The sequence below is a fragment of the Rathayibacter sp. AY1D1 genome, assembly GCF_002932635.1.
Taxonomy (GTDB): Bacteria; Actinomycetota; Actinomycetes; order Actinomycetales; family Microbacteriaceae; genus Rathayibacter.
Genome location: NZ_PSVY01000001.1, coordinates 1 through 14,227, shown reverse-complemented (window position 1 = coordinate 14,227; position 14,227 = coordinate 1). Strand labels below are relative to the sequence as shown.

Sequence of the window (14,227 nt, the reverse complement as noted above, 5' to 3'; positions counted from 1 at the left end):
CGCCGCCCGTCACTCCCGCTCGCGACGAGGCCGACCCGCTCGATCGAGCCGCATCGGAGCGGCATCCGCCCGCGCGACTCGATCGCTGCTCCTCCCGGAGACGCGGACGGCCCGCGGGAGGAGCTCCCACGGGCCGGACACGGTGCGGCTGCGCTCAGCGCGCGCGCTTCTCGCGGACGCGCATGTTGACGTTCACCGGCGACCCCTGGAAGCCGTAGATCTCGCGCAGGCGGCGCGCGATGTAGCGGCGGTAGCCCGGGTCGAGGAACCCGGTCGTGAAGAGGACGAATGTCGGCGGGCGCGACGAAGCCTGCGTGCCGAAGAGCACGCGGGGCTGCTTGCCTCCGCGGAGGGGGTGCGGGTGCGCCGCGGTGAGCTCGGCGAGGAACGCGTTGAACTTGCCCGTCGGGATGCGCGTGTCCCACGACTCGAGGGCGAGCTCGAGCGCCGGCACGAGCTTCTCGAGGTGGCGGCCGGTGCGGGCCGAGATGTTGACGCGGGGCGCCCACGCCACGTGGGCGAGGTCGGTCTCGATCTCGCGCTCGAGGTAGCGGCGGCGCTCGTCGTCGAGGAGGTCCCACTTGTTGAAGGCGAGCACGAGCGCCCGGCCCGACTCCAGCACCAGGTCGATGATGCGGACGTCCTGCTCCGAGATCGGCTGCGAGACGTCGAGGACGACGACGGCGACCTCGGCCTTCTCGAGCGCCGTCGAGGTGCGCAGCGACGCGTAGAAGTCGGCGCCCTGCTGGAGGTGCACGCGGCGGCGGATGCCCGCGGTGTCGACGAAGCGCCAGACCTTGCCGGCGATCTCGACCTGCTCGTCGACCGGGTCGCGCGTGGTGCCGGCGAGCTCGTTGACGACGACCCGCTCCTCCCCCGCCGCCTTGTTGAGCAGGCTGGACTTGCCGACGTTCGGGCGGCCGAGGATCGCGACGCGGCGCGGTCCGCCGACCTCGCGCTTGGCGACGGCCGACTCCAGAGGGAGCTTCTCGAGCACCGCGTCGAGAAGGTCGGCGACGCCGCGGCCGTGGACGGCCGAGACGGGGCGGGGCTCGCCCAGGCCGAGCGACCACAGCGATGCGGCGTTCGGCTCCTGGCGGGCGTCGTCAACCTTGTTGGCGGCGAGGAAGACCGGCTTCTTCGTCTTGCGCAGCAGCTTCACGACGTGCTCGTCGGTCGCGGTCGCGCCGACGTTCGCGTCGACGACGAAGATGACGGCGTCGGCGAGGTCGATGGCGATCTCGGCCTGCATGGCGACGGAGGCGTCGATGCCGCGGGCGTCGGGCTCCCAGCCGCCGGTGTCGACGATGGTGAACGCCCGGTCGATCCACTCCGCCTTGTAGGACACGCGGTCGCGCGTGACGCCCGGGGTGTCCTCGACGACGGCCTCGCGGCGGCCGAGGATGCGGTTCACCAGCGCGGACTTGCCGACGTTGGGGCGGCCCACGATCGCCACGACCGGGAGGGCGGGGAGGTAGCGGACCTCGTCCGAGTCCTCCCCGGCGAACTCGAGGAGGTCGAGGTCCTCCTCGTCGAGGTCGTAGTCCTCGAGTCCGCTCCGGAGCGCCTGCGCGCGTGAGGAGGCGAGCTGCTCGTCGAGGTCGCCGAGGCGCTCGACGAGGTCGTCGTCTCCGAAGTTCAGCTCGTCGTCACCGACGTGCGTGTCCTGTGCCATGACCGGCCCTTGCTCTCGAAGTTCGGACCTCGGCGACGACCGCGTCGACGGTCTGCTCGAAGTCGAGATGAGTGGAGTCGAGAAGAGTGACTCCTTCTGCGGCGTTCATGAAGTCGACCACCTGCGAGTCGGCGCGGTCCCTCGACCGCAGCGCCTGACCCGTCGCCTCGGCGGATTCCGTGGTGACCTCGCGCGAACGCCTGGCCATTCTAGCCTCTTCGCTCGCCGTCAGCAGGATCCGGACCGGAGCGGTCGGTGCGACGACCGTCGTGATGTCGCGGCCCTCGACGATGATGCCCTCCCGACGCGTCTCGCCGATGATCCTCCGGAACAGCAGGGTGATCCTCCGACGGACCTCGGGGACCTTCGCCACGGCCGAGACGCGCGCGGTCACCCGGGGCTCGCGGATGGCGGTGGTCACCTCGGTCGGACCGACCCACACCGAGTACGACTCGGGGTCGGTGCCGATGGAGTAGTCGAAGCCGTCGAGCGCGTCGACGATCGCGTCCTGGTCCTCGAAGTCGAGGCCGCGGTCGAGCCCGTGCCAGGCGAGCGCGCGGTAGGCCGCTCCCGTGTCGAGGAACTCGAAGTCGAGGCGGAGGGCGGCAGCCCTCGACACGCTGGACTTGCCGCTGCCGGCCGGGCCGTCGATGGCGACCACGACGGACTCGCCGAAGTCGCCCTGCTCGGCGGCCTCGGAGCGCGCCTCGCGCTCGGGAGCCGCGCCCCCGTCCTCCGGGATGCTCTGCTGTGCCCGGCGGGCGGGCGTCATCCTGTTCAGGCCGCCCTCCTGCCTGTTCTGCTCGGTGCTCATCCGGCGATCCTCCAGCCGCGTATGGTCAGTTCTTCGGTCAGCGGCGCGACCGCCTCGGGCACGACCGAGATCTCGGCGAGACCCACTCGACGCCCCTGCGCGTGCTCGAGGCGCACGTCCTCGAGGTTGACGCCCGCCTCGCCGATTTCCACCAGGAGCCGCGCGAGGGTTCCGGGAGAGTCGTCGACGAGGACGATCAGGGTCGAGAAGCGCTGGTCCTGGCCGTGCTTGCCGGGCAGGCGCGCCACTCCGGCGTTGCCCGCGGCGAGGTGCTCGGCGAGCACGCGGCGCGAGCCGGGCGCCTCGAGGTCGCGAAGCGCGTCGGCCACCGCGGCGACGTCGTCGCGGAAGGCGTCGAGCACCGCGACGACGTGCTCGCGGTTCGCGGCCAGGATCTGCATCCAGAGCTCGGGGGCCGAGGCCGCCAGGCGCGAGACGTCGCGGACGCCCTGCCCGGCGAGGCGGAGCGCCGCGTTCGGGGCGTCGAGGAGGCGCTGGCCGAGCAGTGACGAGATCACCTGCGGGGCGTGCGAGACGAGGCCGACCGAGAGGTCGTGCTCCTCCGGGTCCATCTCGACGATGGTGCCGCCGAGGTCGAGAGCGAGGCCCTCCACCCGCGCGAGCGCGTCGGGCGCGGTCTCGCCGTCGCGGCAGATCACCCAGGGCCGGCCGACGAAGAGGTCCCCCCGCGCGGAGACCGGTCCGCCGCGCTCGCGGCCGGCCATCGGGTGCGAGCCGATGTAGCGGGTGAGGTCGACGCCGCGGGAGCGCAGCTCGCGCAGCGGCTGGGTCTTGACGCTCGCCACGTCGGTGACGACGGCTCCGGGGTGCGCCGCGAGCTCGCGCTCGACGACGCTCGCGGTGACGTCAGGGGGGACGCAGACGACGACGACGGAGGGCCGGTCGTCGGCGGAGGCGGCGCGGCCGGCCCCGTAGTCGATGGCGAGGGAGAGGCTCGCGGGCGAGGCGTCGTCGAGGACGACGTCGATCCCGCGGGAGGCGAGGCCGAGGCCGATGGAGGCGCCGAGCAGTCCGGAGCCGACCACCCGCACCGTCCCGGTCGTCCGCATCGCGGGCGGCGCGGGGTGCAGGGGCTCGTTCACCCCGACAGCCTAGCGATCGGCGCGGCGCTGCTTGTCGGCGCCGGACCGGCGCGGAGGACCGTCGCTCCGCCCGCCGCCGGCGGAGGAGCCGCCGCGATCGGACGACCGTCCCGCCGAGCCGCCGCGGTCGGACGACCGTCCGGACGATCCGCCGCGATCCGAGGATCGCCCGGCCGAGCCGCGCTCCGCCGGGGCGACGCGCTCGCCGCTGTCAGGCCGGGGCCGCCGCGCACCCGCGCTCGCCTTCTTCGAGGGGACCGCGGGAGCGGCCGCCACCGCCTCGCCGCCCTGCCGCGCGATCGTGAGCAGCGCGCCCAGCTCCTCCCGGGTCAGGTCGCGCAGATCGCCCGAGCGCAGGGTGCCCAGGTGCAGCGGCCCGAACTGGCGCCGGACGAGCTCGATCACCGGGTGGCCGACCGCCGCCATCATCCGGCGGACGACCCGGTTGCGACCGGAGTGCAGGGTGATCTCGACGAGCGAGGCGTTCGAGCGGCCCTCCGGCCGGCCGAGGAGACGCGCCTTGTCGGCGGCCACCGGTCCGTCGTCGAGCTCGATCCCGGAGGTCAGCGTCGCGATCGTCTGCGGGAGGACCTGCCCGTGCACCTTCGCGATGTAGGTCTTCGTCACTCCGAACGACGGGTGCGCGAGGACGTGGGCGAGCTCGCCGTCGTTGGTCAGCACGAGCAGGCCCGAGGTCTCGGCGTCGAGGCGCCCGACGTTGAACAGCCGCTCCTCGAAGTTCTTCGTGTAGAGGCTGAGGTCGGTGCGTCCGTTCTCGTCCGCCAGCGAGCTGACGACGCCGATCGGCTTGTTGAGCATGACGTAGCGGCGCGAGGTGTCCAGCTGCACCGCGACCCCGTCGACCTCGATCCGGTCGGTCGCCGGATCGATGCGGCGGCCGAGCTCGTCCGCCACCTCGCCGTTGACGCGGATCCGCCGCGCCACGATCATCTCCTCGACCACTCGTCGGGAGGCGACCCCCGCTGCCGCGAGGACCTTCTGCAGTCGTTCGCCGTCGGGGCCGCTGTCAGGCGCGCTCATCGAATCCGTCTCTTCCGTCGCTCAGTAGGGGGGAGATCTTCGGCAGCTCGTCGAGCGAGGTGAGGCCGAGGTGCACGAGCAGCTGCTCGGTGGTGCCGTAGAGGACCGCGCCCGTCTCGGGGTCGTGGCCGACCTCCGCGATGAGGCCGCGGCCGAGGAGGGTGCGCGCGACGGAGTCGACGTTGACCGCGCGGATCTGCGCGACCTGACCGCGCGAGACCGGCTGCTTGTAGGCGATCACGGCGAGCGTCTCGAGCGCCGCCTGCGAGAGCCGCGTCGGGTTCTGCGTCAGGACGAAGTCCTTGACCACCGGGTCGTACTCGCGGCGCACGTAGATCCGCCAGCCGGCACCGACCTCGCGCAGCTCGAAGCCCCGGCGGATCGCCCCGTCGGCGCCGTCGTAGTCGGCGACCAGGCGCTCGATCGACTGGCGGACCACGGCGATCGGCCTCGACAGCGCGGTCGCGAGGGAGGCGAGCGGCTGCGGCTCGTCCGCGACCATCAGGATCGCCTCGATCGCCCGGTCGATCTCGAACGCGACGGTCCCGGGGCCGGCGTCAGGAGTCATAGTCGGCTCCGAGCGCGGCGAGGCTCGCATCGCTCCACTGCTCGGCGACCCAGCGCAGCGTGAGCTCGCCGAGCGGCTCCGGCTGGTCGAACGAGATCGCGGCGTGCCGGTAGAGCTCGAGCACGGCCAGGAAGCGCGCGACGATCACGCCTTTCTCGTCGGCGTCCGCGATCAGCTCGCCGAAGGTGGCCCTCCCGCGGGCGCGCAGCATCGCCACGACGTGGGCGGCCTGCTCCCGGATGCTGATCTGCGGGGCGTGCAGGTGGTCCAGGCCCACCGTCGGCAGCTCGCGCGGAGCGAGGGCGACGGTCGCGAGGGCGGCGAAGTCGGCGGGCGACAGGGTCCAGACGAGCTCCGGCTTCGCGGACCGGTACTCCTCCTCCAGAGGCACGTCGCGCACGTGGCGGGCGGTCTCGATCGCGATCCGCTCGGCGAACCACGACGACACCTGCTTGAAGGCCCGGTACTGCAGGAGCCGGGCGAACAGCAGGTCTCGCGCCTCCAGCAGCGCCGCGTCCTCCGCGTCCACGAGCTCGCCCTGGGGCAGGAGTCCGGCGATCTTCAGGTCGAGGAGCGTCGCGGCGACGACGAGGAACTCCGACGCGCGGTCCAGCCCCTCGAGCGAGTCGATCCCGTGCAGGTACGAGAGGAACTCGTCCGTCACGGCGCTCAGCGCGATCTCGGTGATGTCGACCTGCTGCTTCGCGATGAGGCTCAGCAGGAGGTCGAACGGACCCTCGAAGTTGGTCAGCGCGAGGTGGAACCCGGTGGGAGCGGCGCGCTCCTCGAGGAGGACCTCAGGCGACCGCGCCACGCGAGATCAGCTCCCTGGCGAGCTTGCGGTACGCCTTCGCGGCGTTGTGCTCGGGCGCGAACTGGGTGATCGGGACGCCGGACACGCTGGCGTCCGGGAACTTCACCGTGCGGCCGATCACCGTCTCGAGCACGCTGTCGCCGAAGGCGTCGACCACCCGGTCGAGCACCTCCCGCGAGTGCAGGGTGCGGGAGTCGTACATCGTGGGCAGGATGCCGTCGAGCTCGATCACCGGGTTGAGCCGGTCGCGGACCTTGTCGATCGTCTCGATCAGCAGGGCGACGCCGCGCAGCGCGAAGAACTCGCACTCGAGCGGGATGAGGACGCCGTGGCTCGCGGTGAGCGCGTTGACCGTGAGCAGGCCCAGCGAGGGCTGGCAGTCGATCAGGATGACGTCGTAGTCCGCGCTCACCTTGCGGAGCACCCGGGCGAGGATCTGCTCGCGCGCGACCTCGTTGACGAGGTGGACCTCGGCGGCGGAGAGGTCGATGTTGGCCGGGATGACGTCCAGGCCCGGCACGCGGGTCCTCCGGATCGCCTCGGCCGGGTCCTTCACGGTGCCGAGGAGCAGGTCGTAGATCGTGATGGCGTCGTAGGTGGTGACCCCGAGGCCGGCCGAGAGGGCGCCCTGCGGGTCGAAGTCGATGGCCAGCACGCGGCGGCCGTACTCGGCGAGGGTCGCGCCCAGGTTGATGGTCGTCGTCGTCTTGCCGACGCCGCCCTTCTGGTTGCAGAGCGAGATGATCCGAGCGGGGCCGTGACCGGTGAGCTCCACCGGCAGCGGGAAGTCGCGCAGGGGGCGGCCGGTCGGGCCGAGCGTCGGGGCTTCGAGACCGGTGAGCTCGGCCTTGTCGTCCGTCTTGCGTGTCACCTGCGTCGTCCTCGCTTCCGTGGCGGCGTGCGCTCCCGCGCGGCCTCCGACGAGTGTACCGGCGCCCCGCTCCTCGGCCGCCGCGCCCCGCCGCGCGGGGCCGCGGCTCTAGCGCCGCGCTCGCGGGTGCGCGGACGTGTAGACGTCCCGGACCGTGTCCGCCGTCACCAGCGTGTAGATCTGCGTCGTCGCCACCGAGGCGTGCCCGAGGAGCTCCTGCACCACGCGGACGTCGGCGCCGCCCGCGAGCAGGTGGGTCGCGAAGGAGTGCCGGAAGGTGTGCGGCGAGATCTCCCGGTCCAGCCCGGCCTTCTCGGCGACGGCGCGGATGACCAGCCAGGCGCTCTGCCGCGACAGGCGGCTCCCGCGGACCCCCAGGAAGAGCGCCGGCGTCGCGCGCCCCCTCCGCGAGAGCTCGGGCCGCGCACGGACGAGGTACTCGTCGACCGCCTCGCGGGCGAAGCGGCCGAGCGGCACCATCCGCTGCTTGGACCCCTTGCCCGTCAGCCGCACCACCTCCGCGGCGACCACGTCGTCGACGTTCAGGTCCACCACCTCCGAGATGCGCGCGCCCGTCGCATAGAGCAGCTCCAGCAGGGCCCGGTCCCGCAGGTCCGCGAGCTCCTCGCCGCGCGCCGCGTCGAGCAGTGCCGCCATCTGCTCGACCGTGACCGCCTTCGGCAGGGTCATCGGGATCTTCGGCGGCACCACGTCCCGGGCAACGTCGTCCGCGACGACCCCCTCCTCGAGGGCGAAGCGGTGCAGCCCTCGGACGCTCGAGAGGATCCGTGCGCGCGAGCTCGCCGCGAGCGGCCGCTCCGGGCGTGCGGCCAGCCAGGAGGAGAACTCCCCCACGTCGACCCGTCCGAGCTGCGCCAGATCGACGGTCCCGCGCTCCTCGAGCCAGCCGAGGTAGAGCTCCAGGTCGCGCCGGTAGGCCGCGAGCGTGTGCGCCGAGAGCCCGCGCTCCACGCTCGCCTGCCGGAGGTACGCCTCGGCGCAGGCGCGGGGGCTCACCCCCGGGGGTGGCGGACCCGCGGGTGGCGCGTCCACGGCGAGGACGCGTCGCCCAGCCCGTTCCAGTCGCGCGAGCGGAACGCGTGCGCCGCGAGCACCGCGATCGTCAGCGAGGGGTTCTGCACCCGGCGGGCGAGGACCGCCTCGACCGCCTCGTCCAGCGGCACCCACCGCAGCTCCATGTCCGCCTCCTCCGCCTCACGGTCGAAGGCGGAGCCGGTGGACGAGAGCCCGCGGGCCAGGTAGATCCGGATGACCTCGTCGCTGCCGCCCGGCGAGGTGGCGAACTCCGAGAGCAGGTCCCAGCGCTCGGCCTGCAGGTCCGTCTCCTCGCCCAGCTCCCGCTGAGCGGCGACCAGGGGATCCTCGCCCTCGACGTCGAGCAGGCCGGCCGGGATCTCCCACTCGCGGGTGCGGACAGGGTGCCGGTACTGCTTGATCAGGGCGACGCGGTCCTCGTCGTCGAGGGCCAGCACGGCGACGGCTCCCGTGTGATCAAGGAACTCCCGGCGCAGCTCGCCGCCGCCGTAGCAGAACGTCTCGGCGCGGACGCCCCAGACCATCCCGTCGAAGACGCGCTCACTGGTCAGGACCTCCGGCTCGACGAGCTCGTCCGACAGCGGCTCACTCATCGGCGCCCGCCTCCGATGCCGGGAAGAGGCGCGAGGCCTCCTGGCGCTCGAGGGCGGCGGTCACGAGGCCGCGGAAGAGCGGGTGCGCGGCGTTCGGGCGCGAGCGGAGCTCCGGGTGCGCCTGCGTGCCCACGTAGTAGGGGTGCTTCTCGCGGGGCAGCTCGACGTACTCCACGAGGTGGCCGTCGGGCGAGAGGCCCGAGAACCGGAGCCCCGCCTCGGCGATCCGGTCGCGGTAGCGGTTGTTGACCTCGTAGCGGTGACGGTGGCGCTCGGCAGCCTCAGGTGCGCCGTACACCTCGGCGACGATCGAGCCCTCGGCGAGCTCGGCCGTGTAGAGGCCGAGGCGCATCGTGCCGCCCATGTCCCCGGACGCGAGGATCTCGACCTGCTCGGCCATCGTCGCGATGACGGGGAACTCCGTCTCCGGGTCGAACTCCGACGACGAGGCCCCCTCGAGGCCGGCCTCGTTGCGGGCGTACTCGATGACCATGCACTGCAGGCCGAGGCAGAGCCCGAGGGTCGGTATCCCGTTCTCCCGCGCGAAGCGCAGCGCGCCGAGCTTGCCCTCGATGCCGCGGATGCCGAAGCCGCCGGGCACGCAGATGCCGTCGAGCTCGGAGAGCGCCTTGGCCGCAGCCTCGGGGTCCTCGAGCCCGTCGGAGGCGATCCAGCGGATGGCGACCTTCGTCTGCTGCGCGAAGCCGCCGGCCCGCAGAGCCTCCGTCACGGAGAGGTAGGCGTCGGGCAGGTCGATGTACTTCCCGACCAGGCCGATGGTGACCTCGTGCTTGGGCTCGTGCACGGCCTCGAGCAGTCGCGACCAGCCGTCCCAGACGACCTCGCCGGCCGGGAGGCCCAGTTGGTCGATGATGTAGGCGTCGAGGCCCTGCTCGTTGAGCATCTGCGGGATCTCGTAGATCGACGCGACGTCCTTGGCGTTGACCACGGCCTGCTCGTCGACGTCGCACATCAGCGCGATCTTGCGCTTGTTCGACTCCGAGACGGGCCGGTCGCTCCGCAGCACCAGCGCGTCCGGCTGGATGCCGATCGAGCGCAGCGCCGCGACGGAGTGCTGGGTGGGCTTGGTCTTCTGCTCGCCGGAGGCGCCCATGAAGGGCACCAGCGAGACGTGCACGAAGAAGACGTTGCGGCGGCCGAGCTCGTGGCGGACCTGGCGGGCCGACTCGATGAACGGCTGGCTCTCGATGTCGCCGACGGTGCCGCCGATCTCGGTGATGATGACGTCCGGCTGCGGGTCGTCCTCCGACTGGAGGCGCATGCGCCGCTTGATCTCGTCCGTGATGTGCGGGATGACCTGGACCGTGTCGCCGAGGTACTCGCCGGCGCGCTCCCGCGCGATGACCCGCGAGTAGATCTGGCCGGTCGTGACGTTCGCAGCCTGGTTCAGGTTGATGTCGAGGAAGCGCTCGTAGTGGCCGATGTCGAGATCGGTCTCGGCGCCGTCGTCGGTCACGAAGACCTCGCCGTGCTGGAACGGGTTCATCGTCCCCGGGTCCACGTTGAGGTACGGGTCGAGCTTCTGCATGACGACGCGCAGCCCGCGCGCGGTCAGCAGGTTGCCCAGGCTCGCGGCAGTGAGTCCCTTGCCGAGCGAGGAGACGACACCGCCGGTGACGAAGATGTGCTTCGTGATCTTCGAGGGGGCGTCCTGCCCGGCCGTCGAAGCGTTCCGGGTCGAGGACCCGGAGGAGCCCTCGGGATCCGAGGGAGAAGAAGAGGAAAGGCCCGCGTTCGTAAAGTCCACCACGGGGTTCCACCGTAACAGCAGAACGGCGGCGGCGGACCGCCCGGGACGGATCGATGTCGTCCCGGGCCGCTCGCGATCAGCCCCGCCGACTCGATTCGAGGAGCTCCCGCGCATGAGCGAGAGCGTTGGCGGAGTCGGTGAGCCCCGAGAGCAGGCGCGCCATCTCGGACACCCGCTCCTCGGAGTCGAGCTGCGTCACGGCGCTCGAGGTCACCGCGCCGTCCGAGCCCTTCTCGACGCGGAGGTGGTTCGTGGCGAATGCGGCGACCTGCGCGAGGTGGGTCACCACGATGACCTGCGACGTCTCGGCGAGCCGCGCGAGCCGTCGGCCGATCTCGATCGCCGCCGCTCCGCCGACCCCTGCGTCGACCTCGTCGAAGACGAACGTCGGCACGGGGTCGTTGGCGGCGACCACGACCTCGATCGCGAGCATCACCCGCGAGAGCTCGCCTCCCGAGGCTCCGCGGGCGAGGGGCCGGGGTGCGGCCCCGGTGTGCGGCTGGAGCAGCATCTCGACGGAGTCGCGCCCGTGGACGCTCGGCTCCCCCGCGGCCGTCACCTTCACGTGCAGGCGCGCATCCGCCATGGCCAGCGCGGTGAGCTCGTCGCTGACCCGCTCCCCCAGCTCGGCGGCCGCCGCGGTCCGCAGCTCGGTCAGCCGGGTCGCGAGGCGGTCGACGAGGTCCGCGTCGGCAGCGGTGTCGGCCTCGAGAGCCGCGATCCTCTCGTCGTCGCCGTCGAGCTCGAGCAGGCGGAGTCCGGAGGAGTCCACCAGGTCGAGCACGTCGTCCAGCGTCGGTCCGTAGGTGCGGGCGAGCAGGGACAGCTCCGCCCGCCGGTTCTCGATCAGCTCCAGGTCGTGCGCGCCGTCGAGGTCGAGCTCCGCCAGGTAAGAGGAGAGCCCGCCGGCGGCGTCGACGAGGAGCACCGCCGCCTCGCCGAGCGTCTGGACCGTCGGCTGCAGGCCGGCGTCGTGCTCGGCCGCCCGCTCCAGCACGCGCCGCGCCGTCTCGAGGAGCCCGAGCGCGTCCCGCCCGTCCAGCTCCTCGGACGAGATCGCCTCGCGGGCCTCGCCGGCGGCGAGCCGGAGCTGCTCGATGCTCCCGAGCCGGGCGGACTGCGCCGCGAGCTCTATGTCCTCCCCGCGCTGGGGGGCGACCACCTCGATCTCGGCGAGGGCCGAGCGGAGCCGTTCGGCTTCGCGGGCGCGCGTCTCCCGGGCCTCGGTGAGCGAGTCGAGCTCCTCCCGGTTGGCCCGCCAGCGCTCGAAGGCGCTCGCGTAGTCGCGGAGGGCGTCGGCGAGACCGGGTCCGCCGAACCGGTCGAGCGCCTCGCGCTGCGCCGCGGCGGAGCGGAGGCGGATCTGGTCCGACTGCCCGTGCACGACGACCAGCTGATCGGCGAGCTCGCTCAGCACGCTGACCGGTGCGCTCCGGCCGCCGACGACGGCTCGCCCGCGTCCCTCCGCCGAGACCGAGCGCGCGAGGAGCAGCTCCGGGCCGTCGAGATCGCCGCCGGCGTCGTGGACCCGCTCGGCGACCGGGCCCTGCTCTGAGACCAGCCAGCGCCCCGACACCCAGGCCTGCTTCGCTCCCGAGCGCACCGCGGACGCGTCCGAGCGCGCGCCCAGCACGAGGCCGAGCGCCGTGACCACCATCGTCTTGCCGGCGCCGGTCTCGCCGGTGACCGCGGTGAAGCCCGGTCCGAGCGGGAGCGTCGCCTCGGCGATCACTCCGAGGTCGCGGATCTGCAGCTCTTCGAGCATCGGGCCTTACTCCGTCTCCGCCGACCCCCGCCATCCGCGGATGGGGAGACCGAACTTGTGCACGAGTCGATCGGTGAAGGGGGCGTCGTGCAGGCGTGCGAAGCGCACGGGCACGGGCGAGCGCCGGTAGACGACGCGCGCTCCCGGCGGGAGCTCGTAGGCGCGCCGGCCGTCGGCCCAGAGGACGCCGACGCCGTCGGTCCTCTCCTTGACCTCGACGGCGAGGCTCGACGACGGGCCCACGACGAGGGGCCGCGCGAAGAGAGCATGGGCACTGAGCGGAACGAGGAGCATCGCCTCGACGGTCGGCCACACCACGGGCCCGCCCCCGGAGAAGGCGTAAGCGGTGGAACCGGTCGGAGTGGACACGACGATGCCGTCGCAGCCGAAGCTCGACAGCGGACGTCCGTCGACGCCCACCATGACCTCGAGCATCCGCTCGCGGCTGCCCTTCTCGACGGTCGCCTCGTTGAGCGCCCAGGTCTCGTAGACGACGGCCTCGTCGATCTTGACGCGCACCTGCAGGGTCATCCGCTCCTCGACCGCGTAGTCGCCGTCGAGCGCACGGGCGACCGCGTCGTCGAGATCGTCCCGCTCGCTCTCGGCGAGGAACCCGACGTGGCCGAGGTTCACGCCGAGCAGAGGGGCTGTCCCCGACCGGACGATCTCCGCTGCGCGGAGGATGGTCCCGTCCCCGCCGAGCACGAACACGAGCTCGATGGACTCGAGCGGCACGTCGGACCCGAGCACGGCGACGTCGCTCAGATCCGGAGCGACCGCGACGATGTCTCCCTTGTCGTCGGCACAGAGGACGGGGTGGGCGCCGGAGTTCCGGAGGCGCTCGACGACGAGGACCGCCGCATCGAGGGAGTCCGTCCGTCCGGTGTGGGCGACGACGAGGATGTTGCGCTCGTCACGAGGGGACTGCATCGAGGGTGTGTCCTTCTGGTCGGTCGACAGCGGCGGACACGATCGCGTCACCCGGTGGTGAGCGCGGTGACCGCGTCCCTCCATTCTGTCGGAATCGTTCCGCGGTCGCGGTGGAGGTGCGCCAGATACTCGCGATTCCCAGCGCCCCCCGGGAGTGGCGACTCGGCCAGCCCGACGACGCCGAGCCCCAGGTCCCACGCCGACCACAGGACGTCCGAGAGGGCCTCGCGACGCAGCTCGGGATCCCGGACGATCCCCTCCCGCACTCCCAAGCGGCCGACCTCGAACTGCGGCTTCACCAGCACCACGAAGTCGGCGAGCGGATCCACAGAGGCGGCGACCGGAGGCAGAACCATCCGCAGGGAAATAAAGGACACGTCGGACACGACCAGGTCCGGCACGATCGCGGTCCTGGCGGCTTCGGCGAGCCGGGCGGCGGTGAGATGCCGCGCATTGAACCCCTCCACCACGTGGACGCGATCGTCGGACCGGATCCGGGGAGCGAGCTGCGCGTGCCCGACGTCGAGGGCGATCACCGAGGCGGCGCCGCGCTCGAGCAGGACCTGCGAGAACCCGCCCGTCGACGCCCCGACGTCGAGAGCGTTCCGGCCGGCGACTCGCACCGTCGCGAAGGTGTCGAGGGCGGCGAGCAGCTTGTGGGCGGCCCGGCTGACGTAGTGGTCGAGGCCGGCGACCGCGACGTCCTGATCGTCGCGGACGCGGATCGAGGGTTTCAGTGCAGGGACGCCGTCCACCGTCACCAGACCGTCGGCGATCATCCGAGCGGCATGGGTGCGGGACCGGGCGATGCCCCGTTCCGCGAGAGCCGAGTCGAGTCGCGAGTCGTCGGTCATCGGTCGCGGTCCGCGTTCTCGAGTCGGATGCGCAGCTGCTCCTGCAGCTGGACGTATCCGGCTGCCCTCTCGTTGAGCGCAGCCTGCTCGATCCGGAGGAGCTCGTCTGACAGGACGTGTTCCTCCACGGCGTCGAAGCCGTTCTTAGGCGGCCTCGATTCCGGAGAGGGCGTCGGGTCGTGCTGAGTCATCGCTGCTCCTCGTTCCGGAGTCGGGCGACGACGGTCATCGTCGCTCCAGCCGGCCCTGTTCCTCTTCGAACAGAGACCGACCGGTTAAACAGCGATGGCCACCCATTTCTGGGTGGCCATCGTGAATGGTGTCCGGCGGTGTCCTACTCTCCCACAGGGTCCCCCCTGCAGTACCATCGGC

General features: G+C 72.3%; 13 protein-coding genes and 1 pseudogene. All 14 read right to left on the bottom strand.

The annotated features are described in order from the left end of the window. Nucleotides 1-154 precede the first annotated feature (154 nt). Nucleotides 155-1,675 (bottom strand): ribosome biogenesis GTPase Der, encoded by a 1,521-nt coding sequence (gene der / locus C5C56_RS00070; protein WP_104222506.1) that lies wholly within the window; start codon nt 1,673-1,675, stop codon nt 155-157. Further along, on the bottom strand, nt 1,650-2,489 hold the full coding sequence (gene cmk / locus C5C56_RS00065; RefSeq protein ID WP_258063288.1) for a (d)CMP kinase: 840 nt from the start codon (nt 2,487-2,489) through the stop codon (nt 1,650-1,652). The genes der and cmk overlap by 26 nt, the downstream gene beginning before the upstream one ends. Further along, the gene (locus C5C56_RS00060; protein WP_104319011.1) at nt 2,486-3,559 is read right to left on the bottom strand and encodes a prephenate dehydrogenase; all 1,074 of its coding nucleotides are present in this window, start codon (nt 3,557-3,559) and stop codon (nt 2,486-2,488) included. The genes cmk and C5C56_RS00060 overlap by 4 nt, the downstream gene beginning before the upstream one ends. Nucleotides 3,560-3,862: 303 nt before the next feature. Next, nucleotides 3,863-4,633, bottom strand: a pseudogene (locus C5C56_RS00055) (pseudouridine synthase); the annotation flags it as partial. Continuing rightward, nucleotides 4,620-5,201: an SMC-Scp complex subunit ScpB gene (gene scpB, locus C5C56_RS00050; RefSeq protein ID WP_104238575.1), complete on the bottom strand. Its 582-nt coding sequence runs from the start codon at nt 5,199-5,201 to the stop codon at nt 4,620-4,622. The gene scpB and the pseudogene C5C56_RS00055, both read right to left, overlap by 14 nt. Then, on the bottom strand, nt 5,191-6,015 hold the full coding sequence (locus C5C56_RS00045) for a ScpA family protein (protein WP_104267431.1): 825 nt from the start codon (nt 6,013-6,015) through the stop codon (nt 5,191-5,193). Before C5C56_RS00045 ends, scpB begins: the two co-directional genes overlap by 11 nt. Next, nucleotides 5,999-6,886, bottom strand: coding sequence for a ParA family protein (locus C5C56_RS00040; RefSeq protein WP_104222502.1), 888 nt, complete (start codon nt 6,884-6,886; stop codon nt 5,999-6,001). The genes C5C56_RS00045 and C5C56_RS00040 overlap by 17 nt, the downstream gene beginning before the upstream one ends. A 108-nt stretch (nt 6,887-6,994) precedes the next feature. Then, nucleotides 6,995-7,903, bottom strand: a complete 909-nt coding sequence (gene xerD / locus C5C56_RS00035; protein WP_104318931.1) for a site-specific tyrosine recombinase XerD — start codon at nt 7,901-7,903, stop codon at nt 6,995-6,997. After that, nucleotides 7,900-8,535: an NUDIX hydrolase gene (locus C5C56_RS00030; protein ID WP_104318930.1), complete on the bottom strand. Its 636-nt coding sequence runs from the start codon at nt 8,533-8,535 to the stop codon at nt 7,900-7,902. The genes xerD and C5C56_RS00030 overlap by 4 nt, the downstream gene beginning before the upstream one ends. Beyond that, nucleotides 8,528-10,192, bottom strand: coding sequence for a CTP synthase (locus tag C5C56_RS00025; RefSeq protein ID WP_104319010.1), 1,665 nt, complete (start codon nt 10,190-10,192; stop codon nt 8,528-8,530). The genes C5C56_RS00030 and C5C56_RS00025 overlap by 8 nt, the downstream gene beginning before the upstream one ends. Nucleotides 10,193-10,382: 190 nt before the next feature. Then, entirely contained in the window at nt 10,383-12,071 is a 1,689-nt protein-coding gene (gene recN / locus C5C56_RS00020; RefSeq protein ID WP_104318929.1) for a DNA repair protein RecN, read from the bottom strand. A 6-nt stretch (nt 12,072-12,077) separates the two neighbouring features. Further along, entirely contained in the window at nt 12,078-13,001 is a 924-nt protein-coding gene (locus C5C56_RS00015; RefSeq protein ID WP_104222498.1) for an NAD kinase, read from the bottom strand. Between the two features lie 47 nt (nt 13,002-13,048). Continuing rightward, nucleotides 13,049-13,855, bottom strand: a complete 807-nt coding sequence (locus C5C56_RS00010; protein WP_104318928.1) for a TlyA family RNA methyltransferase — start codon at nt 13,853-13,855, stop codon at nt 13,049-13,051. Beyond that, complete coding sequence (locus C5C56_RS00005; RefSeq protein WP_104318927.1) at nt 13,852-14,046, bottom strand: hypothetical protein; 195 nt, start codon at nt 14,044-14,046, stop codon at nt 13,852-13,854. Before C5C56_RS00005 ends, C5C56_RS00010 begins: the two co-directional genes overlap by 4 nt. Between the last annotated feature and the right edge of the window lie 181 nt (nt 14,047-14,227).

Bases quoted from the DNA above. Each gene is read 5' to 3' on its own strand.
- der (WP_104222506.1), bottom strand. From the start codon at position 1,675: ATGGCACAGGACACGCACGTCGGTGACGACGAGCTGAACTTCGGAGAC.
- cmk (WP_258063288.1), bottom strand. From the start codon at position 2,489: ATGAGCACCGAGCAGAACAGGCAGGAGGGCGGCCTGAACAGGATGACG.
- C5C56_RS00060 (WP_104319011.1), bottom strand. From the start codon at position 3,559: ATGCGGACGACCGGGACGGTGCGGGTGGTCGGCTCCGGACTGCTCGGC.
- scpB (WP_104238575.1), bottom strand. From the start codon at position 5,201: ATGACTCCTGACGCCGGCCCCGGGACCGTCGCGTTCGAGATCGACCGG.
- C5C56_RS00030 (WP_104318930.1), bottom strand. From the start codon at position 8,535: ATGAGTGAGCCGCTGTCGGACGAGCTCGTCGAGCCGGAGGTCCTGACC.
- recN (WP_104318929.1), bottom strand. From the start codon at position 12,071: ATGCTCGAAGAGCTGCAGATCCGCGACCTCGGAGTGATCGCCGAGGCG.
- C5C56_RS00015 (WP_104222498.1), bottom strand. From the start codon at position 13,001: ATGCAGTCCCCTCGTGACGAGCGCAACATCCTCGTCGTCGCCCACACC.
- C5C56_RS00010 (WP_104318928.1), bottom strand. From the start codon at position 13,855: ATGACCGACGACTCGCGACTCGACTCGGCTCTCGCGGAACGGGGCATC.
- C5C56_RS00005 (WP_104318927.1), bottom strand. From the start codon at position 14,046: ATGACTCAGCACGACCCGACGCCCTCTCCGGAATCGAGGCCGCCTAAG.